The sequence below is a fragment of the Shewanella sp. YLB-07 genome, from assembly GCF_009377275.1.
On sequence record NZ_VOQB01000003.1, the window covers coordinates 147250 to 172607 of the forward strand.

General features: G+C 42.0%; 26 protein-coding genes. 13 read left to right on the forward strand and 13 right to left on the reverse strand.

Annotation, left to right across the window (positions count from 1 at the left end):
• Positions 1-149: 149 nt before the first annotated feature.
• Positions 150-398, reverse strand: coding sequence for a hypothetical protein (locus FS373_RS07430; RefSeq protein ID WP_152829198.1), 249 nt, complete (start codon positions 396-398; stop codon positions 150-152).
• A 410-nt stretch (positions 399-808) separates the two neighbouring features.
• On the opposite strand from FS373_RS07430, the gene FS373_RS07435 reads away from it, so the two are divergent.
• Complete coding sequence (locus FS373_RS07435) at positions 809-1213, forward strand: hypothetical protein (protein WP_144045626.1); 405 nt, start codon at positions 809-811, stop codon at positions 1211-1213.
• 122 nt (positions 1214-1335) lie between these two features.
• Here FS373_RS07435 and FS373_RS07440 read toward each other — a convergent pair whose 3' ends face one another.
• Positions 1336-1554 (reverse strand): YbaM family protein, encoded by a 219-nt coding sequence (locus tag FS373_RS07440; RefSeq protein ID WP_144045625.1) that lies wholly within the window; start codon positions 1552-1554, stop codon positions 1336-1338.
• A 301-nt stretch (positions 1555-1855) separates the two neighbouring features.
• Between FS373_RS07440 and FS373_RS07445 the strand changes: the two genes are divergently transcribed.
• From FS373_RS07445 to FS373_RS07455, 3 genes are all read left to right on the forward strand, one after another.
• Complete coding sequence (locus FS373_RS07445) at positions 1856-2107, forward strand: hypothetical protein (RefSeq protein ID WP_144045624.1); 252 nt, start codon at positions 1856-1858, stop codon at positions 2105-2107.
• A 115-nt stretch (positions 2108-2222) separates the two neighbouring features.
• Complete coding sequence (locus FS373_RS07450) at positions 2223-2738, forward strand: NUDIX hydrolase (RefSeq protein ID WP_144045623.1); 516 nt, start codon at positions 2223-2225, stop codon at positions 2736-2738.
• A gap of 161 nt (positions 2739-2899) precedes the next feature.
• Positions 2900-3343, forward strand: a complete 444-nt coding sequence (locus tag FS373_RS07455) for a universal stress protein (protein WP_144045622.1) — start codon at positions 2900-2902, stop codon at positions 3341-3343.
• A gap of 78 nt (positions 3344-3421) precedes the next feature.
• Here the strand turns inward: FS373_RS07455 and gltS are convergent, their stop codons facing one another.
• From gltS to FS373_RS07470, 3 genes are all read right to left on the reverse strand, one after another.
• Positions 3422-4651 carry a sodium/glutamate symporter gene (gene gltS / locus FS373_RS07460; RefSeq protein WP_144045621.1) on the reverse strand — a complete coding sequence of 410 codons (1230 nt, stop codon included), beginning with the start codon at positions 4649-4651 and terminating at the stop codon, positions 3422-3424.
• A 194-nt stretch (positions 4652-4845) separates the two neighbouring features.
• Positions 4846-5277: a hypothetical protein gene (locus FS373_RS07465; RefSeq protein WP_227992589.1), complete on the reverse strand. Its 432-nt coding sequence runs from the start codon at positions 5275-5277 to the stop codon at positions 4846-4848.
• 36 nt (positions 5278-5313) lie between these two features.
• On the reverse strand, positions 5314-5766 hold the full coding sequence (locus tag FS373_RS07470; protein ID WP_144048888.1) for a DUF3291 domain-containing protein: 453 nt from the start codon (positions 5764-5766) through the stop codon (positions 5314-5316).
• A gap of 172 nt (positions 5767-5938) precedes the next feature.
• Here FS373_RS07470 and FS373_RS32700 point away from each other — a divergent pair, with 172 nt between their 5' ends.
• Positions 5939-6136 carry a hypothetical protein gene (locus FS373_RS32700; RefSeq protein ID WP_407695655.1) on the forward strand — a complete coding sequence of 66 codons (198 nt, stop codon included), beginning with the start codon at positions 5939-5941 and terminating at the stop codon, positions 6134-6136.
• A 77-nt stretch (positions 6137-6213) separates the two neighbouring features.
• On the opposite strand, the gene FS373_RS07480 is transcribed toward FS373_RS32700, so the two are convergent.
• Complete coding sequence (locus FS373_RS07480; RefSeq protein WP_144045619.1) at positions 6214-7503, reverse strand: dicarboxylate/amino acid:cation symporter; 1290 nt, start codon at positions 7501-7503, stop codon at positions 6214-6216.
• A gap of 344 nt (positions 7504-7847) precedes the next feature.
• Here FS373_RS07480 and FS373_RS07485 point away from each other — a divergent pair, with 344 nt between their 5' ends.
• Positions 7848-9101, forward strand: coding sequence for a dicarboxylate/amino acid:cation symporter (locus FS373_RS07485; RefSeq protein WP_152829199.1), 1254 nt, complete (start codon positions 7848-7850; stop codon positions 9099-9101).
• A gap of 166 nt (positions 9102-9267) precedes the next feature.
• Here the strand turns inward: FS373_RS07485 and FS373_RS07490 are convergent, their stop codons facing one another.
• Genes FS373_RS07490 through FS373_RS07500 form a run of 3 tightly spaced genes read right to left on the reverse strand, consistent with a single transcriptional unit; the run spans position 9268 to position 11052 of the window.
• Positions 9268-9723, reverse strand: coding sequence for a YaiI/YqxD family protein (locus FS373_RS07490; protein WP_144045618.1), 456 nt, complete (start codon positions 9721-9723; stop codon positions 9268-9270).
• A 40-nt stretch (positions 9724-9763) separates the two neighbouring features.
• Entirely contained in the window at positions 9764-10303 is a 540-nt protein-coding gene (locus tag FS373_RS07495) for a regulatory protein ToxS (RefSeq protein ID WP_152829200.1), read from the reverse strand.
• Positions 10288-11052 carry a winged helix-turn-helix domain-containing protein gene (locus tag FS373_RS07500; protein ID WP_194165827.1) on the reverse strand — a complete coding sequence of 255 codons (765 nt, stop codon included), beginning with the start codon at positions 11050-11052 and terminating at the stop codon, positions 10288-10290. The genes FS373_RS07495 and FS373_RS07500 overlap by 16 nt, the downstream gene beginning before the upstream one ends.
• A gap of 533 nt (positions 11053-11585) precedes the next feature.
• On the opposite strand from FS373_RS07500, the gene FS373_RS32705 reads away from it, so the two are divergent.
• Entirely contained in the window at positions 11586-11987 is a 402-nt protein-coding gene (locus FS373_RS32705; RefSeq protein ID WP_185976980.1) for a response regulator, read from the forward strand.
• 39 nt (positions 11988-12026) lie between these two features.
• Entirely contained in the window at positions 12027-14984 is a 2958-nt protein-coding gene (locus tag FS373_RS07510) for an ATP-binding protein (protein WP_152829202.1), read from the forward strand.
• A gap of 44 nt (positions 14985-15028) precedes the next feature.
• Here the strand turns inward: FS373_RS07510 and FS373_RS07515 are convergent, their stop codons facing one another.
• A complete protein-coding gene (locus FS373_RS07515) occupies positions 15029-15826 on the reverse strand; it encodes a FimV/HubP family polar landmark protein (RefSeq protein ID WP_152829203.1) in 798 nt (265 codons plus the stop codon).
• A gap of 513 nt (positions 15827-16339) precedes the next feature.
• On the opposite strand from FS373_RS07515, the gene FS373_RS07520 reads away from it, so the two are divergent.
• Together FS373_RS07520 and FS373_RS07525 are read left to right on the forward strand one after the other, a co-directional pair.
• A complete protein-coding gene (locus tag FS373_RS07520; protein WP_144045612.1) occupies positions 16340-16498 on the forward strand; it encodes a DUF3012 domain-containing protein in 159 nt (52 codons plus the stop codon).
• Between the two features lie 102 nt (positions 16499-16600).
• Complete coding sequence (locus tag FS373_RS07525) at positions 16601-17110, forward strand: hypothetical protein (RefSeq protein ID WP_152829204.1); 510 nt, start codon at positions 16601-16603, stop codon at positions 17108-17110.
• 57 nt (positions 17111-17167) lie between these two features.
• Here the strand turns inward: FS373_RS07525 and FS373_RS07530 are convergent, their stop codons facing one another.
• Positions 17168-18541, reverse strand: a complete 1374-nt coding sequence (locus tag FS373_RS07530; protein WP_152829205.1) for an agmatine deiminase family protein — start codon at positions 18539-18541, stop codon at positions 17168-17170.
• A 212-nt stretch (positions 18542-18753) separates the two neighbouring features.
• On the opposite strand from FS373_RS07530, the gene FS373_RS07535 reads away from it, so the two are divergent.
• The 3 genes from FS373_RS07535 to FS373_RS07545 all read left to right on the forward strand — a co-directional run bounded on the left by FS373_RS07535 (position 18754) and on the right by FS373_RS07545 (position 22392).
• Positions 18754-20151, forward strand: coding sequence for an aminotransferase class III-fold pyridoxal phosphate-dependent enzyme (locus tag FS373_RS07535; RefSeq protein WP_144045609.1), 1398 nt, complete (start codon positions 18754-18756; stop codon positions 20149-20151).
• Positions 20144-21619: a Na+/H+ antiporter NhaC family protein gene (locus FS373_RS07540; RefSeq protein WP_152829206.1), complete on the forward strand. Its 1476-nt coding sequence runs from the start codon at positions 20144-20146 to the stop codon at positions 21617-21619. The genes FS373_RS07535 and FS373_RS07540 overlap by 8 nt, the downstream gene beginning before the upstream one ends.
• A gap of 104 nt (positions 21620-21723) precedes the next feature.
• Positions 21724-22392 (forward strand): TorF family putative porin, encoded by a 669-nt coding sequence (locus FS373_RS07545; protein ID WP_221937485.1) that lies wholly within the window; start codon positions 21724-21726, stop codon positions 22390-22392.
• A gap of 118 nt (positions 22393-22510) precedes the next feature.
• On the opposite strand, the gene FS373_RS07550 is transcribed toward FS373_RS07545, so the two are convergent.
• On the reverse strand, positions 22511-24016 hold the full coding sequence (locus FS373_RS07550) for an aldehyde dehydrogenase family protein (protein WP_144045607.1): 1506 nt from the start codon (positions 24014-24016) through the stop codon (positions 22511-22513).
• 98 nt (positions 24017-24114) lie between these two features.
• Positions 24115-25344: a M20 family metallo-hydrolase gene (locus FS373_RS07555; RefSeq protein ID WP_144045606.1), complete on the reverse strand. Its 1230-nt coding sequence runs from the start codon at positions 25342-25344 to the stop codon at positions 24115-24117.
• Positions 25345-25358: the final 14 nt, after the last annotated feature.

The window sequence follows — 25358 nt, forward strand, 5'->3', positions numbered from 1 at the left end:
AGTCAATACAACACCGAAGTGATTTGCGACTCGATTACGCCCGCTCAGAGGATAATGATGCGATACATGTATCAGTAGCCGAAGCGTTTTAGATCAGGACTCATATCCAGATCTTAGTTACCCTAGGAGTCTCCCATAAACCTAGCTTGTTATCCCATCAAGTTAACCGTTTGTATGCATAATTGCTTGAATTTTTCCCATAGGCTTAGGCTAGTTACACTCTTATGCTGGCTAGAAAGACCTTGCCGATAATGCTCTGTGCTATCTCGGCGCTCTTGGGCACGATTAGCCACTTCAGCGAAACGTTTACGCTGAGCAAGAGTCATACTGGCCATAAAACTTCTAAAGGGGGTTTCAGGCATTTTAGCTGCCAGGCTTGTCTTAGGTGTGCTGCACATAATCACTCCAGCAATCAAAGATACATAGGTAATTAAATGACAAAGCTATAAACTCGAAAAATTGTCATATCACAAGATGCTTGCTTATATAGACCTTCACAAGGGGGATTTTATTTCCTGTTTTTTCTCTAACAATACCCTCCCTTTCTCCCAACAAAACCAGCATCATTTTCTTGCCATATTTCACCTTATTCCGGTCAGGTTTAAGGCAAGAATCTCACAATTTCATTTCATTATAACCAAAACAATATAATATTTATTTGCCATAAATTTCAATAGATTATCATTATTTGGATTTATCACGAATTAAGCCTAAATTCGATTGATATAGAGAGACGGTTTCAATAACCTTGCCCCATCGATGGCGACAATACCCTTAGGTATATGACCATTCCATTTAAAGGTGAAACATGAAATCAATCCGATATATCTTCAGTCTGCTCGCGTTTGTGATAATAGCCAGCTCAACGGCTGTGGCCGCGCCTCAAGTCGGCGTCATGCTTGGCAGCGATACCGGGATAAATGCTAAATTTGGTGATATTAAAGTAGGAGTTGGGTTAGATAATTTTTCAATCACAGTAGACAAGATGATTAATTTTAATAACACACCGCATTTTTACTATGGCTTTGGTGGCAAGATTGCCGATATCAATTCCAATCATCATGATGTTAAATTGGGTGCCAGAGCCATATTCGGTGCGCAAACCTCAGTAGAGAAGTTCACTTTCTTCGTTGAGGCTCAGCCTATTCTTTACATTATTGATGATGTAAAAGTCGAGTTAGAAGCCATAGCGGGAGTTCGCTATCAGTTCTAGAATCACTCAACTATGTCAAATAGTGTAGTCATTGAGGAGCCCGCGCTAACACCAAACGGGATAAGATGAGTAAAAATGCGCTTAACCTCTTGTCTTATATCTATCGGTATTAGCCAGTCATCTTAGATTGCGGGTTTACCTCGTTTAGACATAAGATCGGCTTTGACTATCTCGATAGCCGATAACGCGACTTCGGTTTCTATCTTGTTACTTTCGAAGAGGTAGATAAGATCCACGGCCAGTTTAATATCCTCTGCAGCATCATCCAGAGAAGAGGGTCCTTCTTGCTCTACAGGATTTGTTGGTACTTTCTCTGATTCTGGTATGTTTAGCTTGGACATCTTGTCATCTGAAATTTATCGGCTACTGGTTAACTGATATTGTAGATATTTCTTATCTTAGCCACAAGCCTGCTAAAAAACTCGCTCACTAAATTGTAAGCTTGGTTGATAAGTGAGTTTATACACTAATTGCTCAACTTAGGATCATAAAAAACTTACCGTTCGAGCTCACATTTACTTTACCTCATAGGAAAATGGCGAGAGAGAAGCTCTTATCCATGCGATTAAGCCTTTAGTGTTTGCTCAAGCAAAGATATACTCGACAATAGATAACAAAGATGACTAACTTAGATGGCGGATCATGAGCGAAACTAGCCCAGGCAAGACACAGAAACTCGATTTCTCAGCAATTAATAAGACCACAGCCAAATCGTTTAACGCACAGAAAAACTTGATTAAGCGCCTCTTCAAAGGCAATACTGTCTTGTGTGAAACCTGTAAGCAACCTCTCAAACTCATCGTGCCAACAGACAAGCAACAGACTGGAAAGTATGGTGTTTTTTGCAATAAAGGTTGTACAGATATTGAGTTAGAGCTAGAAGTGGTGCTTTAAGCCATCCCAAATATTCTTGCTAAAGCCTTCAATCTGAGGGCTTTTAAAATCACTCCTCATGTTTAGCCTTTTCTTAACGTTCCATTTCTAGAATATGTCATTTCGCGAGAGAATAATGCGCAATTTAAGAACCACTACTCACCCAGAACTGAGTTCACTCGAAGGTAAAATCTTCCATCGTAGAGCTGCCCGCGGCATCATTCTCGATGGTGAGAACATTCTCATGCTCTATACGGAGCGATATCATGATTACAGTATTCCAGGCGGGGGAATTGATGCAGGAGAAGCCATCGAAGCAGGCCTGCTAAGAGAACTCGAAGAGGAAACTGGCGCTCAACATATCGAAGTGGTGAGCGAGTTTGGTCTGTACCAAGAGTTCAGACCTTGGTACAAGGAAGATTTTGACATCATGCACATGGAGTCATACTGCTACGTATGCAATATTCACCCCGAACTCGGTGAAACGAAACTGGAAGCCCACGAAATTCAAAATGGTATGACACCTGTGTGGATCAACATATTCGAGGCCATAAAACACAACGAGCACACCATGGCTAACAGCCCCAAGAAAGGCATGTCTATCGAACGAGAGACCTACCTGCTCAAGCTCATCGTCGAAGAGCTCTTGTAAGCTCTTTTAGGTACACACTCAAGCAGTAAGATTTATTTATCCTCTGCCTAAGTAATTCTCAATATTATTAATTCAACAGAGGTTTAAGCTTGCTTCATCAGGCTTAGCGGAAGTTAAGCGCTAACAAATAATACCTCTAGGTATAAATAGGCAGGTTGAGAATGAATTACAAACATATACTCTTGTGTGTCGCACTGAATAAAGACAGTGGGAAAATCTTAGCAAAAGCGGCTAATATTGCCAGACAGAATCAAGCGTTGCTGAGTCTGCTGCATATCGACCTGGACATTCCCCACACCTATGAGGGGATGCTAGGAAGCGATTATAAAGAGCAGGAGAGCATCGTCAGAGAAGAATCTACGACTTCGATGGCTAAGCTTATCGACTCTCTCGACATGGATATAAAACATCACTACCCGATCCACCAGCACATCATACACTCAGGCGATCTCGACAGTGAGATCCTCGACAATATCGACAAATATGACATAGATCTACTGATCATGGGTCACCATAAAGTGAACTTTATCACTCAGTTTTTGCTTTCACCCACTGAGCCAGTTTTGCGCAATATGCCCTGTGACTCGATGTTCATCAAGTTATAAGCCTTACCTTTAATCCAAAAATAAAAAGGAGCCTGGGCTCCTTTTTATTATCAGTTAACAGTCCTATCGCAAATATGTTTAGAAATTAACGAACAGGTTGATGATCATGGCATTGACGATATCGATAAAGAAACCACATACCAGAGGCACTATGATGAAGGCTCTATGAGCCGCGCCATATTGCTGAGATACCGCCGTCATATTTACAATCGCCGTCGCTGTCGAGCCCAAGGTGACCCCGCCAAAGCCGGAACATATGACTGCTGCCTCATAATCTTTGCCCATCAGCCTAAATACGATAAACACAGTGAACAGAATCGACAGCAATACCTGCAACGTCATCACCACAGAAATATAAGCCAGACTACCTTCAAGCTCCCAAATTTTCAGGCTCATCAAGGCCATGGTTAAGAACATGCCTAGACAGATATCTTGAATGAGTGATAAGCCTCTGGAAGCATCCTCTACATAACTTCTGTCTTTCTCTTTGTCACGATTGAGATAAGCTCTGCCTACATTACCAATGATAATACCCGCTAACAGACAAGCAACGAACATAGGCAGCTTAAGCCCAGCCTCTTGTAATCCGATGTCGATAAAATAACCCACAATCAAGGTCACGTTTAACCATAACCAGGCACGTAATACCCCAAAATAATCGACTTGAATATGATTGCGGTTACTATTATGGCTAGCACCGATATCTAAGTTAGTATCCAGATTCGGTTTCACATTATGACGTTTCATCAAATAAGCGGCAATTGGCCCACCAATGACACAAGCTGCAATAAGGCCTAATGTATTGGATGCTATGCCTAGCTCACTGGCATTCGGTATGCCTAGCTCCTCGACGAAGGTGGGTGTCCAAGCCATGGCCGTACCGACACCACCGATAAGGGAGACAGAACCAGACATCAAACCCGCTTTAGGATCTAAACCAAACAGGGTCGCGACACTGACCCCCATAAAGTTTTGCAAGAAGATAAAAACGGTCGAAAGCACTAGCAAGATAAGCAGCGGTTTACCGCCTTTTAGCAAGGTGACAATATCGGCCTTAAGCCCTATACCGGCAAAGAAATAGAGCAGTAGGATATCTCGGACATCCAAATTAAATTCAATCTGGATGCCAAAAGCATAATAGAGAACCCCGACAATAATCGCACAAGCAAAGCCTCCGACCACGGGCTCTGGAATACTGTATTTTCGTAACAACTCATAGCGAGAGATGATCGTTTTACCTATAAACAGCGCAATAATGGCTAAGGTAAACGAAACAAAATCTCTAATTTCAACTATCTGGGGTTCCATCTATTTCTCTTCCTCCAAAAACTTTTCAGCATTTTACATTACATTAACACTCAATGAAAAGAGCATCATGAATAGGGAACATGAATATAGAGAAATAATGCTGAATTAGAGTTGAATCAAAGAGATAAAAAGCTGATGATTCAGCTTTCTAAACCCTAAAATATTGTCATAGATATGAAAAATCAGCATTAGCGTTATTGGCGGGTATAGATCTGTAGAATGGGGGTCTTGTTATTACCAAATGAAAGTGTCATTGAGATGCTTTCTCCTCGTTTAAACTTCTGCTTATAGGTATGTGGAGAGAGACGTCTGCCATCTCCCATGAGTGCCATAACCTGATCACTTTTAAAGATTCGGCTACCCGATGATTGATTTTCCAGGGTCACCACGGCGCGACGATCGCCTTTTTCATTACTCATCAAGACGTAATTGACCACAATAAAGTCACTGATTTTGGGCTGTATATCACCGTCATTGATGAAATTAAGCTCTACATTATCAGACACAATACGGTCGACATTAAAAACATCACTCAAGTTGTTGTCGTCAGGCTTGTTAGCGGAAAAACTACTAAAACTGATCAAGGAGGCGATCAATACTAGGCTTGTTGTTAATTTACGGCTCAAAAGAACCTCCTGTTTATAATGAAAGAGCAGAATTTATTATACATTTTCCTCTAAAACTTTATCGCCTTTATGCTTAAAGCTAAAGGCATAGTCTGACTCGCCATGTTTTCTTAGATACATGAGTCGCTCTTTCCCCTCTTCAACATCAGGGCGATAACCTTCAGGCACCCACCAGATCACGTAGTTAGCTTGCTCTAGCCTATCAAACCATTCACTTTTTCGTTTTAAAAAACGAATATGATGAGTCTTAAAGATAAAGCCTTTGAGCGCTTCTACTGACTCCCACACCGACATGTTCACGATAATCGAAGGATCATCGAAAGCTTGAATACTGGTTGCATCGCCACTTTCATCTTGCAAGCGCCACACAAACCCTTGGCTTGATTCGGCGATGGCATTAATGGGTTCTAAGTTATCGACAAACTCTTTCATTAAAGGTTCATCCATTGCCGCTTTGGTACGGGCAATATTTAATTGGGCTAACTGCATTTTCTCTGACATTAAACTTCCCTTTTAAAGCAAGATTTGTGATGGACCAATCACAGGAAATAAACATAAATTTAGGTTATCTGACTCTACCTTAATTTTCCTTATGCTGAAATAATCAGCTCATACTCAAATGTAATAAACAATCTTCCGCGGATAACACTTAGCCAAGCAGATCCAAAACAAAGTCGCTGATATGAAAATACCGCTGGGTGTACATCATTGGTTAGCCAGTATCAGTGTGGGATTAGCTGTTCAATCTGGATTTATGTCTCACTATCACGAACTAATAAAGCAAGCCGATAATTCACTATACCAAGCCAAATCCAGTAGCATTTTTACAAATGAAGTTAATCATTGTCAGGTTCTGTGACCTCGTGTTCTTGTTCAGGGGAAATTAATCACCAAGTTTCTCTTAAACCTAGAATGACAACACTATCACTAAAAAGGTTAATCATTATCTGGCTCTGTGACTTCGTGTTCTTGCTCAGGAGAGAGTACCCACGACTCTCCCTCGGTTCGCGCAATGATCACAGTGCCGCAGGCGTCGCTATACACATTGACCGCGGTTCGCATCATATCCAAGATCCTATCGGTGACTAAGAGCAGGCCAATCGCCTCGAGTGGCAGGCCTATCGCGGCTAAAATCACGGTAATGGCCACTAAGCTTGCCGCAGGGATCCCTGCGACTCCAATAGACGTTAATAGCGCCACGAGAACTATGGTGAACTGGGTAATAAGTCCCAATTCCAGACCATAGGCCTGAGCAATAAACATGGCTGCGACGCACTCATACAAAGCAGTACCATCCATATTCACCGTAGCCCCTAAGGGCAGCACGAAACTGGCTGTCTTATGTGATACTCCGGCGCGCTTTTTTACGCACTCCATAGTCAGAGGCAGAGTGGCAGATGATGAAGCGGTAGAGAATGCCATCAACATGGCTGGCGACATCACAGATAACTGCTTTAGCGGACTCACGCCTCCTACAAATTTAAGCAAGAGTGGTAAAGCCACAAAGGCATGCAGTGCTAAAGCCGTGATCACAGTCAACAGAAAAACCAACATGGGCGCGAAGGCATCGAAGCCTGTGGCACTCACGGTTTTAGCGATTAATGCAAAAATACCGATAGGGGCAAACTTGAGGACAAATTGAGTGATAAGCACCATGGTCTTAGACACACCCTTCCAAAAATCTCTTAGCACCTCTCCCCTGCGCCCTTCCACACGTCCCATAAAGAAGCCAAACAGCAAGCTAAAGAATATCAGGCCCAGCATCTGCCCTTCTGCCGCTGCGGCGATTATGTTGGTAGGGATCATGCGAATAAAAATTTCAATCAGATCTTTACTGCCTCTGCCTTCGACTTTCAACAGAGTCGACTCGAGTTCAGCGTTATCGGCGTGCAGGTTTAATAGCTCCCCCGCGGGCGCACCATCGATAATGCCAGGGGTAGTAATATTAACGACCGTGAGTCCAATCAAGATGGCAATAAGACTCGTCGTGGCGTAATAGCCCAAGGTCTTAAGCCCCAAACGGCCCAAATTATCCCCCTGATTAAGGCTAGCCATACTGGAGATAATCGATGCCATGATTAAGGGGACAATCACCATTTTTAAAGCATTAAGAAACAGGGTACCGAAAAAGCCATAGACTTGGTAAATGTGACTGTTAGGAGGCGTAAGCAAGCCAACAAAAATGGCTATAACAATCGCTATCATTATCTGCCAATGAAGTTTCATCTGTCACACCTCAATGAATAAACATGGTCACTACCCTACAAATACTAGTAAAACACAGAGGAATTATCTAAATAAGGCAGTCAATCAGCATCCCAATCTGACAATTATCATTTTTGTTTCTAATAAGTTAATTTACCCCGCCCCGTGTACAAGTCTCGTATTTCAGACGTTAGCGCCAGTGGTTTACTGAGTTATCGCCTTAAGTAAAACAGGTTAAAGTTCACCCTAATCACCGTGGTTGGACTTGTTAGCACCTTGTATATAACAGAGTATTTTTAATACAAAGAAAGGAAGTAATGCTCTATGGAAGGAGTAATCATAATTAAAATTGAAGGTGCAGACTTATGTTTAAATCTCTATCATCCCGTATATTTGTCGGCTTATTTGCCGGCCTGATATTAGGTACAATAATTCAATATGGTTTTGCTGGCAGTAGCTTTGCCAACACCACCTTAGTCGATATCGCATCAGGTGCTGGCAGCATGTTCGTGCAGCTCATCATGATGCTGGTCGTCCCGCTGGTTTTTTTCAGTATAGTTACTGGTATTGCCGAGCTTCGCGATCTCAAATCTTTCGGCCGCTTGGGCAGCAAGACCTTCGGACTATATCTCGTCAATACTGCAGTCGCAATTATCGTCTCAATTGGTTTAGCCATGTGGATCGCACCAGGGGCGGGCATGAATCTAGTAGGCGATCAAAATGCCAGCCTGACATCGACAGAACTTCCGGGCTTTATCGACATGATAGTCAACATAATCCCAAGCAATCCTATTCAGGCATTCGCTTCGGGTAACATGCTGCAGATCATCTTTATGGCGTTGCTGACAGGCGGTATCGTTAAAGCTTTGGGAGATGAAGTACAGCCTGTGGTGGCCTTCTTCCAACTAGGTAACAAGATCATGCTTAAGATGATCACCGTTGTGATGAGCATCGCCCCTATCGGTGTATTCGCCCTCATGGTTAAACTCGGTGCGACCTTCGAACCTGAAGCCTTCTTGAGTGTATTTAGCTATATGGCGGTCATCGTCGGTCTACTGGCATTCTGGGCACTTGTGGTATACCCAGTCGTTATCGGCATGACCACCAATATCTCAGCATCTGAGTTTCGCCGTAAGACGCGTGAGCAGTTCCTGTTCGCACTGTCTACTGCCAGCTCAAATGCCACGATTCCGGTCACCATGCGTACCCTAACTGAAAAACTCGGTGTAAAGCGCAGCGTGGCAGGTTTCGGCGTACCTATGGGCGCAACCATGAACATGAGTGGTGTGGCTATTTATATCACAGTTGCAGCCTTCTTCGTCGGTAACGCCTTCGGTACACCCATCACCATGGATCAAATACCCGTGCTGGCCTTCAGTGTGTTCCTGCTGTCAATCGGTGCAGGTGGTGTTCCTGGTGGCGGTATCGTCATGATTGGCGTGCTCATTCACCAGATGGGTCTACCTGTAGAAGCAATTGCTCTGGTAGCAGCCCTTGACCGTATCATCGACATGTTCTGTACCAGTACTAACGTAGTGGGTGACTCGGCGGTAGTAACTATGGTCGACCACAGCGAAAAATTAGAAGAAGCTAAGCTCAATGAGCCAGTTAAGGCTTAAGTTATAAGTTATAAGTTATAAGTTAAGAATAAAACAAAGGCGCCAAATGGCGCCTTTGTTTTTACTAACCCAGTCCCAGAGTGAAATGTGGGCACCTGAGATAAATGTAGAAAACCAGAATTAAGGGAAACAAAGCACAGATAAGTATCTGATGAAGCTAGGGCTGTTAAGCAGGTTTGTGGTGCTTAGTGATAAATCTATCGAGCTCGTTAGCAAACGCCTGTCGTTCACTCTGACCCAAGGGTGCCGGGCCGCCAGTTTGCACACCACTAGCTCGCATGGTATCCATAAAATCACGCATATTCAGAATAGCCTTAATATTTTGCTCGGTATAAAGCTCACCACGGGGATTAAGCGCCACGCCGCCTTTATCGATCACCTCAGATGCCAAGGGGATATCGGCGGTTATCACTAAATCGCCCGCATCGAGCCGCTTAACTATCTCATCATCGGCCACATCGAAGCCCGACGAGACAGTCACCATCTTAATAAAACGAGATGGCGGCACACGCATCGAATGATTGGCCACCAGCGTCACTTCAACTTTAGCTCTATCTGCTGCTCTAAACAGCGTCTCTTTTATTACACCGGGACACGCATCGGCATCAACCCAAATTTTCATATGTTTCCAATTACAATAAATGTACATAATATCAGTTAAATCATTTACCATTGAAAATGGTTTGTACATGATTCAGATTATTCAACAAAAATGTTTTATCATCTATCCAATAAATTATTTGGTTATCAGAAAATGCTCGTTTTATTACATTTTCAGCCAAATTCAAAATAAACTCATTGTCAGTACCGGCAATGACAGGTTTTAATTCAGATATATCTTCAGGCATAAAATTTAACACATTCCCATTAACCTCCCACCTTCCATTACTGTTTATATTATATTTAAATATAACTTCCTCATTTGTATCTAACTCGAGAAACTGAATATGAATAATAGTAGAGTAATCATTGTCACTATGGAACTCTAATTCACCATCAAAGTTAGCTGTCACATCACCTTCAAACCGACCTAACATTGCTGAATTATTATTAATGTAAACCTCCTCATGAAATTCCCAGCGACCTTCCAAAAAGGCGTTGGAATTCCCATATCCTGTTCCATAAGTAAGTCCAAAAAAAACACTGAAAAAACACACTGAAAAAATAAACAAATAATTCATGTTTTTCAAAAAATAAGACATTGATTACTCTCCAGTGGAATATTAGAATTTAGCCCGATCCGAAAAGAAAAACTACTGCTGTCATCATAAAAAAACAATAACGACAAAGTTCTTTCATCTTTAGATGAAATAAAAACTTTACTTAATTTTCCCGAGTATTCATTTGAAATATAAATTATACACTTCTTAATAATAGGGAATAAATCTGAATTTATTTCGCTATCAGCAAACCCCAACAACTCTACATTGTCTATTAATAAACCGGTAAAAGACTCAACCTTAACTTCCGGATCATGTTCAGTTACAACCCAAGAAATTAAAATAGCTAAGCATATAGCTGAAAATATTGAAAAGGTCATTTTTAGCGTAGCTGGATTTTTATAAAATGATGCAGATTTATTTTTACCAAACATACCAGAGTTTTCAGTTATCTCTACACCAGGAGTCAACATGTAGCCCATTTTAGTTACGGTTTTGATATAACTCTGCTCTCTGACATTGTCGTCTAAAATCTTCCTTAATAGGGATACAGTTTGGTTAACACTGGTTTCATCAACAACTAAACCACGTTTTAGCCAAACTTCCTCTAGTATTTGCTCCCGGGAAACCACATCTCCCTTATGGGAAATAAAAAGGCTCAATAATCTGGATTCATTAATCCCAAGTTCGATAGTACTGTCATTTAACGTATCGGTTAATTGATCCGTGCAGGCATTAAACACATACCTCTTACCTAAGCCATAAACCTCAGTAACATCATTATCTTTCACAAATTTCTCCATTGTATCAATTGAAGACCACAGCAAGTTTACATTAACTCTTTGAGGACTTAGCTGAGGCGGTGACCACGTGTTTCTCTCAATAGCCAAGTGTATCAAGGCTAGATTAATACTCAACGACAATTGCTACATTAATGCTACATTAATGGAACATTAGAGCGTAAAAACAGATGTAAAAAGGTAAGTGGAGCGCCAGAATCATTTTCATAAGATAATTTTATATAATTATTCAAAGTATCACAAATATTCCAAGCTTCCAAAAAAAACCAACGACAAAAAAAATCAATTAAAACAATTGGTTGAAAGTAATTTTAGAATTGTTTTATTTGGAGTAAATAATTTAAACACATTTATATCGATTTTAGATTATTCACACCTCAAACTGCACTAGCCACAGTATGCTTATACCAATAAAAGTGCAATTCACACAAGCTTAAGCTGGCTATGCTAACTGTATTTACATCCATAATGCGTAATGTCATCGAGCTAAAGTGGGTATAACGACAGTTAATATGAGACTAATTATGTTAGAGAAAAAAGAAAATATCCCAACTAATGATGATATCAAAGTATTGATCGTTGATGACGTTAACATCAACTTGATTCTGGGGAAGAGGCTGTTATCTAAGCTAGGGGTCAAAGTAGACACTGCAGACTCTGGAGTGCAGTGTCTAGAGAAAATGAGACAGGATGACTATCATCTAATCTTACTCGATATACAAATGGAGCCTATGACGGGCCCAGAGACAATGGCCGAAATAAGGAAAAACACACACTGGGACCAGGTCTCGATAGTCGCTGTATCCTCTAGCCTCACCGAAGAAATCATCAACCAATGTAGAGCATTCTCTGTAACACATTTTTTGAAACGGCCTTTTCTCAAGTCAGACTTGAACACGATATTAACTTCTTTAGTAAGCAGCTAGTTTCGAATAAATAACATTTTCCTACAAGAGAAATTAGATATGGACTCACGAAGTAATAATAGATTACTTACCAGTAAAACTAAGGTTAATAAAATCTCATTACGTTTTTATATCCTAATAAGTATTTTATTTATCGTAGGTATCATAGGCGGAGGCGTACTCTCAAATTTAAGCTACCATATCGATGATTACATCACAGTAGATCAGGCAACAACAGCATTAGACAAGGCACGTTTGAATGAACTCGTGTATGCCCGTGATGGTAGTTTGTTATCGGCTGGTACGATTCAGAACAATATGGATAAAATTCTAAAAAGTATCCATAGGGATGAGTTAGCAAGCTATTTCCGCAATGATAATGATGGTGAGAGCAAGTTTATTTTTTCACTAAACAGTTATGAAGAACAATTTAAGCTCTTTGTGAAACAACAAAATAAATTCAACAATGGAAAAAAAAGAGTTGCATTAACTGCAGCAGAAATGACCAATAAACTAATTGAGCTGACCCAATATCAGGAGAAGCATATCAAGGTTGATGTGAATAGTATTAACAACCTAAGAAATATAGTCGATAACATATACAGAATAGTAATGATAACTACGGATACAAGAACAAAATCTCAGCAAGTAATGAGTCTTCTTCGTAATTACGAAAAAAATAAATTCCAAAAACAAGCTTTACTAGAAATAACGGGGCAGTTAATAAAAAACCTGTCATCTGAAAGTTTTAATATGGATAGTAGCTATTACTTTATAAAAACAAAACAAGCTGCAGAAAACTTTTCAAAGTTAGCATCTAAATCTGTCCCTATCAAAAGATTGAAAGCGGCGGGAGTCACATTGATCGATGCTTCGAATAAGCTTGACAATGTTGAACATGAAAATCTTAACGGTGCTCAGCAAAGAATCTGGAGAGTCCAAACTTCAGTTTTGAAGCGGGTTAACATCTTAAAAGAGATCAATTTACTCACCCAAGGCTTCAACAAGTTAAGGCTTTATGAAGACGAATTTTACACATCCATTAATGATGATGTCTATTTTGATGAATCAAAAGTGCTTACACAGCTAGAAAAAACTGAAGAACAAGCTAATTTAGTCACAGGAACACTGCTTAAAAATGATGAGAAGCAGCAGTTATCCATGACAATTGACACCTTGGACCAGTACCGGAATAATTTCGAATCGTCAGTCAGTAGAGCAAGAAAAATCGCCATCATCAAAAACAAAATGCATACATCGGCTGTTGCTACCGACAAGTATTTAACAGACATGCTAGAAAAAGAATCTCAGGACATAAAAAATGCCAACAAGATAACCTCGAACATGTGGTGGTTAGGCGGCCTATTTTTCATGGCGCTTGTGATATTACTCATTTCTGTCCGCCGCTCACATAATGAAATAGTCGATCTCACACAGGACCTAAATCAGGCGGTCACTGACGCTGAGAAAGCAAAAGAGGCGAAATCTTTTTTCCTTGCTAATATGAGCCATGAAATCCGCACCCCGATGAATGCCATCATAGGCATGACAGATTTGGCTCTACAGACAAACCTAAGCTCAGAGACATCATCTTATATCAAGGATGCTAATCAATCTGCAAAATTATTACTTGGTATTATCGACGACATACTCGATTTTTCAAAAATAGAAGCCAACAAGTTAACATTGGAAGAAGTCGATTTCGATATCCGAAAAGTAGTCAAGGATTTCGACGTCGTTATCCGTAATAGAGCACAGGAATCCAGTTTAACCCTGCAGATCCATATAGATGAAAACGTACCCAACTTTTTAAAAGGTGATCCATTACGCTTGTATCAAGTCTTGCTAAACTTGGGCAGTAACGCAGTTAAATTTACTTCTAAAGGTAGCGTAACGTTAAGCGTTAGCAAGCTCACGGAAGAAAGTCCTCCGAAAAGCATAGGTTTACAATTCAAGGTGCAAGACACGGGAATTGGCATGAGTAAGCAGGAAACTGAAAATCTGTTCCAATCATTTACCCAGGCTGACTCCTCCACTTCACGAACATTTGGCGGCACTGGACTTGGCTTAGTCATTAGCCGGCAACTAGTCGAATCCATGGATGGTGATATTAGCATCGAAAGTGAAAAAGGCGTAGGAACTACATTTCTAGTTCGTGTTTATTTTAAGCCTCCAAGTTCCGATAATTTATCCATACTCTCTGATGACGCCCTTAATACTGATCAAAGTGTCATGTCTAAGAATATAGCCTCGCTTATCGGTAAAAAAATATTATTGGCAGAAGATAATGAAACAAACCAGAGACTGATAAAAGCCCTATTTTTGAAGAAAGGAATCGAAATCACCATAGTTAATAACGGGCTTGAAGCCGTCAAATTATTAGAAAAAAACACATTCGATGCGATGCTAATGGATTGCCAAATGCCGATACTGGATGGTTACCATGCGACTCAAAGAATAAGAAACGAGCTCAATTTACAAGCGCTTCCAATCATAGCGCTCACGGCAAATATCATGTACGAAGATCGTCAAAAGGCGTTCGCTTGCGGAATGAATGATGTGATAGGTAAACCATTAGATTTTGAGAAACTAATAGCCACATTAGTTAAACATATAGAAATAGCGGGTGAAAATGTTGAGTTAGCAAAACCGAATCCGGGACAGCCGGAAATAAAGAGCATCCAGAGTAAACCTATCCTGGATGTGAACGCAGGATTAACAATTACCGACCATGATGAAGACTTGTATATCGAACTACTCGGTTACTTTATCGAAAGCTACTCGACACTAAATCTTTTGGCTAACGACCGAACTCCAAGTGAAATAAAAAATTACCTGCATGAATTAAAAGGGGTAGCAGCCAATATAGGAGCTACAGCACTCGCAGATCTTTGTTCAACTTATGAAGCCCACTCTGACTTAACAGGTTTAAATAGCCAACAAATGAATGGAATTACAACATTGTCAGATAAAACCAATCAGGAAATCACCCGATATTTAAAAGAAGGTAGACCGTAAACTTCATATCCTATTTCAATGATATGAAATTTTGATTACTTACACTATTGCTTACTTAGTCGATTAAATTTCTCTCTAGCCAGCCCTGTTTCATTTATGGTTCGAATCAGTTTATCACTAGGACAAGTCAGGTTTGCACCGCGAACCAATCGATTGATATTCTGGTTTTTAAACTTAGTTAGATTGTTTTTATATATCGCCAGCACAGCGCCATAGATGCTTGTTCCCCAATCATTTTTATATTGCTTAGCTATACTCCACAGGGTTTCACTCTCATCAAAGCGCAAATAACAAACGCTTCCTGATCTGCCTACTTCCGATGCTACCACTCCCATCCTTGAGGTCTTTATGGCTTGATTATCAACAATATCACTATGAGTAGTGTTAACTGAAATAGTCTGATTATGGCTAGACTGGCTAAATCCAGTAGAGTAAATTTTATCCCAGTGACCAGATTTACTCTCATAAACATTAATTTTGGCACCTTCAAGATCTAACCTTGGATCCACAAGGGCCTCCAGCATAAAATGATTAATTATTTTATGCTTAATAATCACCTCCTCCTTTTGTTTATTTGAAAGTGTGACTAAGAGCCGGCTATTAGATTTATCCCCCTCAACTAGATTTAACTTTACAGACAACATTTTAATCTCAACGGAGCTGACATCGTGCATGCTGATATGCTTTATTCCAGCTAACGCAGGATCGCAAAACAAAAATATAAAAAATACTAGAAATAAAATAAAAACATGAAAGCCCCTATAAAAACAACTCTGACCATAACGGTAGTTAATACTGCAGTTATGACTTTCTCTAGATTTATATAAATTTAACAATACCATTCGAATAACACACCCTAAACTATAATTACATAGCTGAAGCCATAGTCTGACAAAGACTCATAAATTCCAGTTTTAAAACGATACTAAGTACGTTTACAAGTAAGTTTATCGCTTTTTTTAAAATATTTAGTATCAAAAAGGTACTTATGATAAACCATGGAGATCTGATTGATTTTCATAATAATTATCAATATAGGATTAAGGGGGAAACCGATACTCAGGTGAAACACAAAAAACACCAATGATAAACTCAGATAGAAACTAATGAGTTAGTGACATAAAAACACCTGTTAAGTATATAATCGTTATGTATATTTTAATTTTACATGCTAAATAAACTCATTAAATTAGATACAAAAAACTTAGTCAAAACAAGAGTTAAATATACTGAGAAAAACGATTTACCTTATCAAAAATGATCGACTCTTACAGCTAAAACACTGACGATACCAAAATTTTATTGAGAAATGATAAATTCCGTAAAAATAAATCATCATTAAGACTGGAATGATCATGAAAAAAACGATCGGTATTATCTTAGCTTTATCTCTTCTATCTGGCTGTGCTCCTGAAATAGGCAGTAAGGATTGGTGCAAAAACATAAAAGAGAAATCTAAGGCTGATTGGACGATAAAAGAAGGAAAAGAGTTCGCTAGCAACTGCATTTTCTAAAGAATCAGCAGAAAAACTAAGTCGGATATTTTCGACTTAGTTTCAGCTCAAGTTAACTGCCCCCCCCTACCTGACGATTGATGATATTCCAAGGAAGTAAATTTGATCACAACCATCTTTGAAGCGAGCGCCTGGCTTCAGTATGAACGAGTCCTCATTATTTTAAGCATCTTCTTAATTAGCTGTACACTTCTGCACTATAAATACAAAAGAAATATTCCCTGGAAGATCATGAGCCTGACGGCCATATTCGCGTCAGCCTTGATCACTAGCCGAATTTCAGCATTAGAGTTTGATGGCATGTTAGCAAATCCAAAAAACATCGAAATAGTTAATGGTTTATTTCACCATGGAGAGTATAGATTTACAGACATAGCCAGCGATAGCATAGATTATCGTGAGATCAGACTAAGCGACAGAATGATTAAACTGTATCATTCAGGCTATATGTACAGCTCCAGATGCTATCGAAAATTCTTTAGTTCTAACAGCATAGAAGAGAACAGCAAGTTACGCATGTACATATATTGGTTTGAACATGATTACATTTTTAATGAAAAGAGCCATAAGTTGAAAACCCCCTGCATTTTAAAGATAGAACAGTTAAGTTAAATGACTCACCCATTTGATGAGTCACTAACTTACATCAGCCCCTAACAAACTAAATGCCTAAGCTGGTTGATGCTGGGTGACACAGTGTATCCCCCCTCCTGCATAATTTAATGCATCAGCATCTATCTGAATGACTTTATGTTTCGGGTAAGCAAGGCTGAGTACCTTCTTGGCTTCGGCATCTTTCTTCGGGCTGTTATAACTCGGCGCTATGATCGTATTATTGGTAACCAAGTAGTTAGCATAGCTTGCCGCTTTCACCACCTGGATTGGCTTCCCCTTCGGAAATGCCACCGCATGTGAGGGATAAGTATATGACTCCAAATACTTATACATATCTTGATCAGGTTGTACTTCAATATACTCGAGATCCGGTACGGGAAGCTCAATAATATTAAATGGATTTCCGTCCTGATCTTTCGCTGCAGACAAGGTGCGATGCGCATGCTGAAGCCTTGCATAATTAACACCATGAATAGGATCGCTGGCCGCTTCTTCGGCTGTAGGCATGGTCAGAATAATATCAGTTGCGTTAGCAAATCTTGCACATTCGTCCGTATGCCCACCCACTGTTTGCGGGCCATACAAGAAGAGGGTTTCAGTTGCAGATACCGCATAGGGTAACGGCCCCCAGAAGGCTAACGGATCTTCATAAACCCCGGAATTGAGCCAAATCACATTAGTCACACCTAACGCACTCTCTAATTTAGCCGTAATTTCATCTTCAGATAAGTTGGGGTTGCGATCAAATTCCACGTCTCTGCAGACAATAAGCGTCCCCTTGCCGTTGGGTATTCTGTCACCCCCTTCACTCACCAGAGATGTCTGATAATATTCATTGGCCGAGAACTCTTTCAGTTTTGATACTTCGAAAGGAAGTTTGCTCATAGCGACGGACGTTGCATCGTCCGTCGTCGAATAGCCCCATTGATTCTGAGTAAAACTTGATATGGCCGTCTTGCCGGTTTTACGATTTTTCAAGAAAACTGGACCAAAATCACGCTGCCAGATATCCACCGGATTGACATAAACATAGTTGAGGAAGCGGTTCGTGCCAATCTCATAACCTTGCTCTTTGAACCAAGCTTTAATGACCTGTTCACCCGCTAAATCTGTACACATAAGCTGAACGGTAACGCTTTCCTGTACCAGCGCCTGAATGATATTCGCAATGGCAAATTTAGTGTCGAGTTTGGGATCGGTATACCATTGAAATGTAGGCCAACCAAGCCAAACAGCCTTTTGCTTTTCAAACTCACCGGGAATGGTAAATCCGTCACTTTTAGGTGATTTTTCTATATCTGATAATGGCTCTGCGGCTTGAGCACTCCCGGAAATAACCAAGGAAGATAAGCCAGAGGCAAATAGGGTGGAACCGCCAGTAATCACGGCAGCAGATTTTAATAGATCACGTCTGGATTGTTTAAACATATTGAGTCCCAATTTAATTTTAATCGTTTTTATCAGTAAACTTTTTTATGACTTCCCATTACACAAGTTCAGTACAAACAGAACACTTGTTAAACACTCTAATCAATATTTAATGGTTTAATGAGCTCATGACAATAACCCCTCGGGGGTATTGCTCACTTCACGCAGAACTTGTTTATTAGAGGTACATCAACAAAAAGACAGGTGGTAATGTGACCGATTCAATTAAGACAGATAAAGTATGGCAGCAAGATAAAAATCATTTTATTCATCCATATACAGACTTTTCTACTTTCCATGAAGAGGGAAGCCAGGTAATTACTAAGGCTAAAGGCAATTTTGTTAGTGACTCACAAGGGAACACATTTTTAGACGGTATCGCAGGACTTTGGTGCGTCAATATCGGTCATGGCCGTGAAGACATGGCAGATGCTATCCATAAGCAGATCACCCAGATGCAATATTTTAATCCCTTCGGTCACTCCACCAATGCACCAGCCTCAGAATTAGCCGCTGAGATAGCCAAGAGAACCCCTGGGGACCTCAATCATGTATTTTTCACCTCAGGCGGCTCAGTCTCCAACGACTCAGCTTTTAGAATAATCCACTACTACAATAACCTACGCGACAAGACCACCAAGAAGAAAATAATCTCTCGTGATAGTGCGTATCATGGTTCAACCTATTTCGCAGCGAACCTTACCGGGATACAAGCCACCAAGAGCAGCTTCGACTCCTTAGGCGATGAGCTCATCAGTTATGTCTCAGCCGCCGATATGTATCGACGCCCAATAGGTGCAGAGCAGCTAACCGAAGACGAATACGCTTGTTTTCTTGCCAATGAACTTGAAAATCATATTTTACGCTTAGGTGCCGACAACGTTGCAGCCTTTATTCTCGAACCTGTGATGGGTGCAGGCGGCGTACTGGTTGCCCCTAAGGGTTACCATAAAAAGTGTGCCGACATATGCCGTAAGTATGATGTATTGGTCGTCGCCGATGAAGTTGTCACGGCTTTTGGACGTCTTGGACAATGGTTTAGCAGTGAAGCCATATTCGATTTTGTACCCGATGTATTAATCACCGCCAAAGGCATTAACTCAGGCTACATCCCCCTAGGCGCAACGATTATATCAGCAGACATCTATCGGGTTATCAGTCAGCCCCAATGTGAAGGCGGTGTCTTCTCCATGGGCTTCACCTACAGTGGACATGCTACAGCTTGCGCCGCAGCATTGAAGAATTTCGAGATCCTTGAACAGGAATCCCTGTTTGATAATGTCAATAAATTGGGGCCTTATCTGCAACAAACAGCCCGTGAAACACTTCTCACAAACTCAATTGTTGGTGATGTGCGCGGTACAGGCTTTATGCTGGCCATCGATCTGGTATCGAACAAGCAAACGAAAGAAAGACTGTATCAGGCGCAGCGAGTGTTCGAGAAATGCCTCGAGAAAGGCCTCATCATTCGCCCCGTGGGCAATATTATCGTCATATCCCCACCACTCACATTAACCAGAGACAATATAGACAGCTTAATTTCCAAATTGAAAGAAGCTATAGATGAAGTGTCATCAGAAGTGCTCCTTGGGGATAATCTTGATGCCTAACGATAATGCAATGCCTCTACCAAGCAGCGACAAGCTATCAAAAAAAATCGGCTATTTGTTAGGTTTTGCGACTCTCGTTATCTTGTTCATCTATATTGGCCAAAACCACGTACAGGGAGAAAGTTTTGGCTGGCTAAGTATATTGCCAACCTGCATCGTCTTAGGCATTGCATTTACAACCCACCGTTCGGCTGAACCTTTAGTTATCGGCACCGTTGCAGGTCTTATCATGCTCAACCCAGGTGAAACGGTTCCAGGCATCGTTGAGGTCACCCAAGCCGTACTGGTGGATCCAACCATAGCCTGGATCATCTTAGTCTGTGGCTTAATGGGGGGCTTGATAGCCTTACTGGAAACAGGTGGCAGTATATTTAACTTCAGCCGGGTCTTACTCAACAAGGTAAAGAGTAAAGAGCAGACCATGCTGATCACCTTCTGTCTGGGAATTCTAATCTTCATCGATGATTATTTAAATGCCCTGGCTATATCGACATCCATGAAGCTACTCACCGACAAATACAAGATTTCACGGGAGAAGCTTGCCTACCTGGTTGATTCAACCGCGGCGCCGGTATGCATATTGGTGCCCTTCTCCACCTGGGCGGTATACTTCGGCTCTCTACTGGAATCCAATGGCATAGCCGAATCCGGTCAAGGACTGGCAATCTATATCGATGCCATTCCTTATATGGCCTATGGTTGGGCAACCTTGGCAGTGGTATTTCTGGTCGCCATTCGCAAGCTGCCAGATCTTGGTCCCATGAAAGCTGCTGAACAGAGGGCACAAGCTGGGCAGCCCAAACCTGATGGTGTCGATGAAATAGACCTTGAACTCGTACAGGACAAGCAGACCTCAGATCTGATGGGAGTGATTAACTTTTTACTGCCTATGTTTGTTCTGGTCATCGCCAGCTGGCTTTACGGCATAGACTTACTTGCTGGTGTCATAGTAGCGATAACATTCACTATTGGCCTGTATTGGCTACAAAACATCTTATCGATTACCAAGATGTTCGATTCCATGTTCAAGGGTTTCAAGGTGATGTTGGTCCCCCTGGCAACGGTGATCGGTGGCTTTATGCTTAAAAATGTCAATGACCAACTGGGATTGACTCAATATATTATCGACACGATAGTGCCATACATTTCACCCGCCATATTCCCGGCTGTTATATTTCTGGTGTTAACAGCCATGGTATTTGCAACAGCGTCGATCTGGGGCTTGTTTGCCGTCGCCATGCCAATCGTCTTTCCTGTTGCCATCGCCATAGGAACACCTATGCCTATCATAATCGGCGCCTTACTCTCGGCCGCCGCCGCAGGTAGCCATTCCTGTTTCTTCAGTGATTCGACTGTGCTTTCGGCTCAGGGAAGCGGCTGTACCCCCATTCAACATGCCAGGACTCAGCTGCCTTATACCTTAATAGGCATAGCTATCACGGCCATTTTCTTCTTAATCATTGCTTAGTAGGAAATAAGTAACAAGCTGGGGGAGAGTTAACCTCTCCCCTTTTATTTTCACAATCCCCCCGAGATGTTATGAACAGATCTAATGTATTTATGGCAAGCTTAATGTCATTAAGCTTTTCCCCCGTGATGGCCACCGAACTCTCAACCAATTTAGGCGCAACGTCAGATTACCGTTGGCGCGGACAATCATTGAGCGCTGGCGATCCAGCCCTACAAGCTGGAATAAATGCAGACTTTAGCAATGGACTCTTCGTCGGGGCTTGGGCATCCAACCTGGACTACGGCGGCGATGAGAGTGTCGAGACTGACTTTTGGCTAGGTTACTCAAATAATTTATCTGCAGATATCGATTACAGCGTGAGCTTAATTAGCTATCAATATCTCGGCTCACATGATGTTGCCGGATTTGAGGAGTTGCTTTTAGGCTTATCTGGATTTGGACTGGATGTCAGTTATTACTTTACCAATGACATGTCAGGTTTAGGCGATATCAGCCATTACATCAGTGTTAATTACAGTTACCAAATCATGGAGAAATACAGTATAGACTTACACGCAGGTAGAAACTGGGGAAACTACTGGAGCAATTGGGATATTGGTGCCTATACAGACATGTCCGTTGGACTATCGACCCAAGTCATGGGGATAGACATATCCTTAGCCTACTTATTTAATGATATAAACACAGAGATGAAAGTTGATAGTGGCGTGTTTAGAAACGATAACCATCTGCTACTCTCCATCAACAAGTCGTTTAATTTTACTCTTTAAACCTAGAAGTCATAAGTGATTTTTCTTACAACTTACCGCTTACGACTCACTGCTCATTCATCAAGGCCCAAAAGGTTACCTCTTAACCTTTCGGGCCTTTCCTAGTCAAATAGCTAACTCAATCGCCATAGTTAATCCACACCGTCTTAGTCTCAAGAAACAGATCCAATTGCTCTTTGCCCTGCTCTCGCCCGAAGCCTGACTGCTTCACCCCGCCAAAAGGCATGGATGCATCGACAAGATGATGGGTATTAACCCAGACTATGCCCACCTCGAGACTGTCAATCATCTGATGGACAAGCTTGATATCATTTGACCAGATACTGGCAGCAAGCCCAAATGGTGTATCGTTAGCTAGCGCTATGACCTCCTCCAATGTATCGAATGATTGCGCAACCAGCACAGGGCCGAAGATCTCTTCACGGACTATGGTCATATCATGGTGAGTATCTGCAAATACGGTCGGTTTAACAAAATATCCAGGGCCTTGCCAGTCACACCCTCCAGCCAGTAATCTAGCCCCCTCTTCGATACCTATTTTGATAAAATCCTGGACTCGCTCTTGTTGTACACGGGAAATCAGTGGCCCCATATCAATCTGACTGTCCATTCCATGAGTGAGAGTCATATCATTTGCAATCTCACTGACGCGTTGAATAAATGCCTCGTAGATCCCCGACTGAACATAGAGGCGAGAACCCGCGACACATACCTGACCATGATTAAAGAAAATAGCGCTGGCCGCTCCCTGAGCCGCCTTCTCAATATCAGCATCATTAAATACGATAACCGGAGATTTACCCCCTAGCTCCAACGACACCCGTGTCACATTCTCCATCGCCGCCTTACCAATCATCTTGCCTACTGGTGTCGAGCCCGTAAATGCAATCTTGTTAATCCCGGGATGGGAAGATAGCGCCGCGCCAGCAACATTCCCAAAGCCAGTAACCACATTGAGCACACCTGCAGGCAAGCCGGCCTTGATGCCTATTTCAGCGAGTAGCAGGGCTGTCAAAGAGGTATTTTCCGCAGGCTTTAAGATGATGCTGCAACCAGTAGCCAAAGCTGGGGCTATTTTCCATGCCGCCATAGATAAGGGGAAGTTCCAGGGAACAATCGCCCCAACCACCCCTATGGGGACTTTCTTGGTATAGGTTGAATGTAAACCAGGCACGGACACAGTTTGCGTTGTCCCCTCTATCTTGGTCGCCCACCCCGCCATATAGCGGAAAAACTTGATCGTCGACTCCACATCGACATGGCGGGCGATTTCAACAGATTTGCCATTATCGAGGGACTCAAGCATGGCAAAATCATCAGCATGACATTCGATTAAGTCGGCAAATTTTAAGATAACCTGTTGACGCTCATAGGGCAGCATACGAGACCACACTTTAAAACCAGCTTGAGCCGATATCACGGCCTTATCTATATCTTGTTTATCCGCCGCGGGGATTTTAGCCAGTAACTCACCGCTTGAAGGCTCGAAAACATCGATTGTCTCCCCTGAACTGGCGCTGAGCCACTGCCCACCGATACACATCTTAAGATCGGTGCTGAGATATCTCTGTACTGTGTCACTGACAGGGACATCATTTAAAATACTGAGTGATAATGGTGACATAAAGGATTCCAAATATTCATGGGCTGATCGGCTCACTCATATGCTTAACTATGAGTGAGATAAGATCTTGCCATTAATTGATATATGATTAATAGACGCTAAACAGCCTGGGATAAGATGGCATTGAGCAAGACATCGGCACCCTTCCCCACATCGGTAGGAGATGCGTACTCGGCTTCGTTATGGCTCAATCCATCGCGACATGGAATAAATATCATGCTGGTATTCACTATCCGAGCCAGGTTGACCGCATCATGACCGGCGCCGCTCACCATGGTCTTGTTGCTGTAGCCTAAATCGTCGACAGCCTGCTGCACCGAAACAATACAAGCGTCCGAAAATTCAACACCCGGAGCATGCCAGCTCTGCTTGAGCTGAAATTCTAAATCTAAACTGCCACAGCTCTGTGAAATAATCTGCTCGCTCTTCTCTAACATATCAAGATAAGTGGCAAGATCCGGATGACGAATATCCATAGTAAGCATCAACTTACCCGGTACGGTATTGGGTGAAGCGGGTTCGACATCGATCGTGCCAAAAGTGATGCGGCTATCAGGGGAATATTCCTCTGCCAATTGATAAAGCTTGGGTAGGAAAAGTGATAATGCCATCATGGGATCGCGTCTTGAAGACATGGGTGTTGGGCCAGCGTGAGCCTCCTGGCCCCAGACGGTAATATTATGCCGACTCATGTGCTGAGCGCCCTTTACCACCCCAATAGTCAACTTCTCAAGCTCCAGAATGGGCCCTTGCTCTATGTGTAATTCGAAGGCGGCTTTTATCGGAAAGTAACTGGCGGCTACCTGGCCTTTTTGCCCTAAACGGATAAGCTCATCTTCGACTCTGGCCTGATTGTCGAAAGCCTGAAGATCATAAGCCAGTTGCAATGGCATTGACTGAGTCCACACCGCAGAGCCCATCATGGCACAATCGAAACGACAGCCCTCTTCATTGGTCCAGACAACCAACTCTATGGAGTGCTGGGTATCGATACCTTTCTCAGTCAAGGTGTGTAACACCTCTAACCCACCTAAGACACCATATACCCCATCGAACTTGCCACCACTGGGCTGGGTATCCAGATGACTGCCAACGAGTATGACTGGCAACTGTGGAGACTGACCCTCCCGACGAATGAACAAGTTACCAATTTCATCATAATGATGACTGCAACCAATCTCATTGGCCCATTCGATCAATAGACTCCTGCCCATGCTGTCCAGATCCGTTAACGCTTGCCTGTTACAGCCTCCGTTCGGCGTCGCACCTAGTTTGGCCATCGCCATCAAGCGAGACCAGAGTCGCTTGTGATTTGTTTTTTCCGTCATCTGCTTTTCCTTTT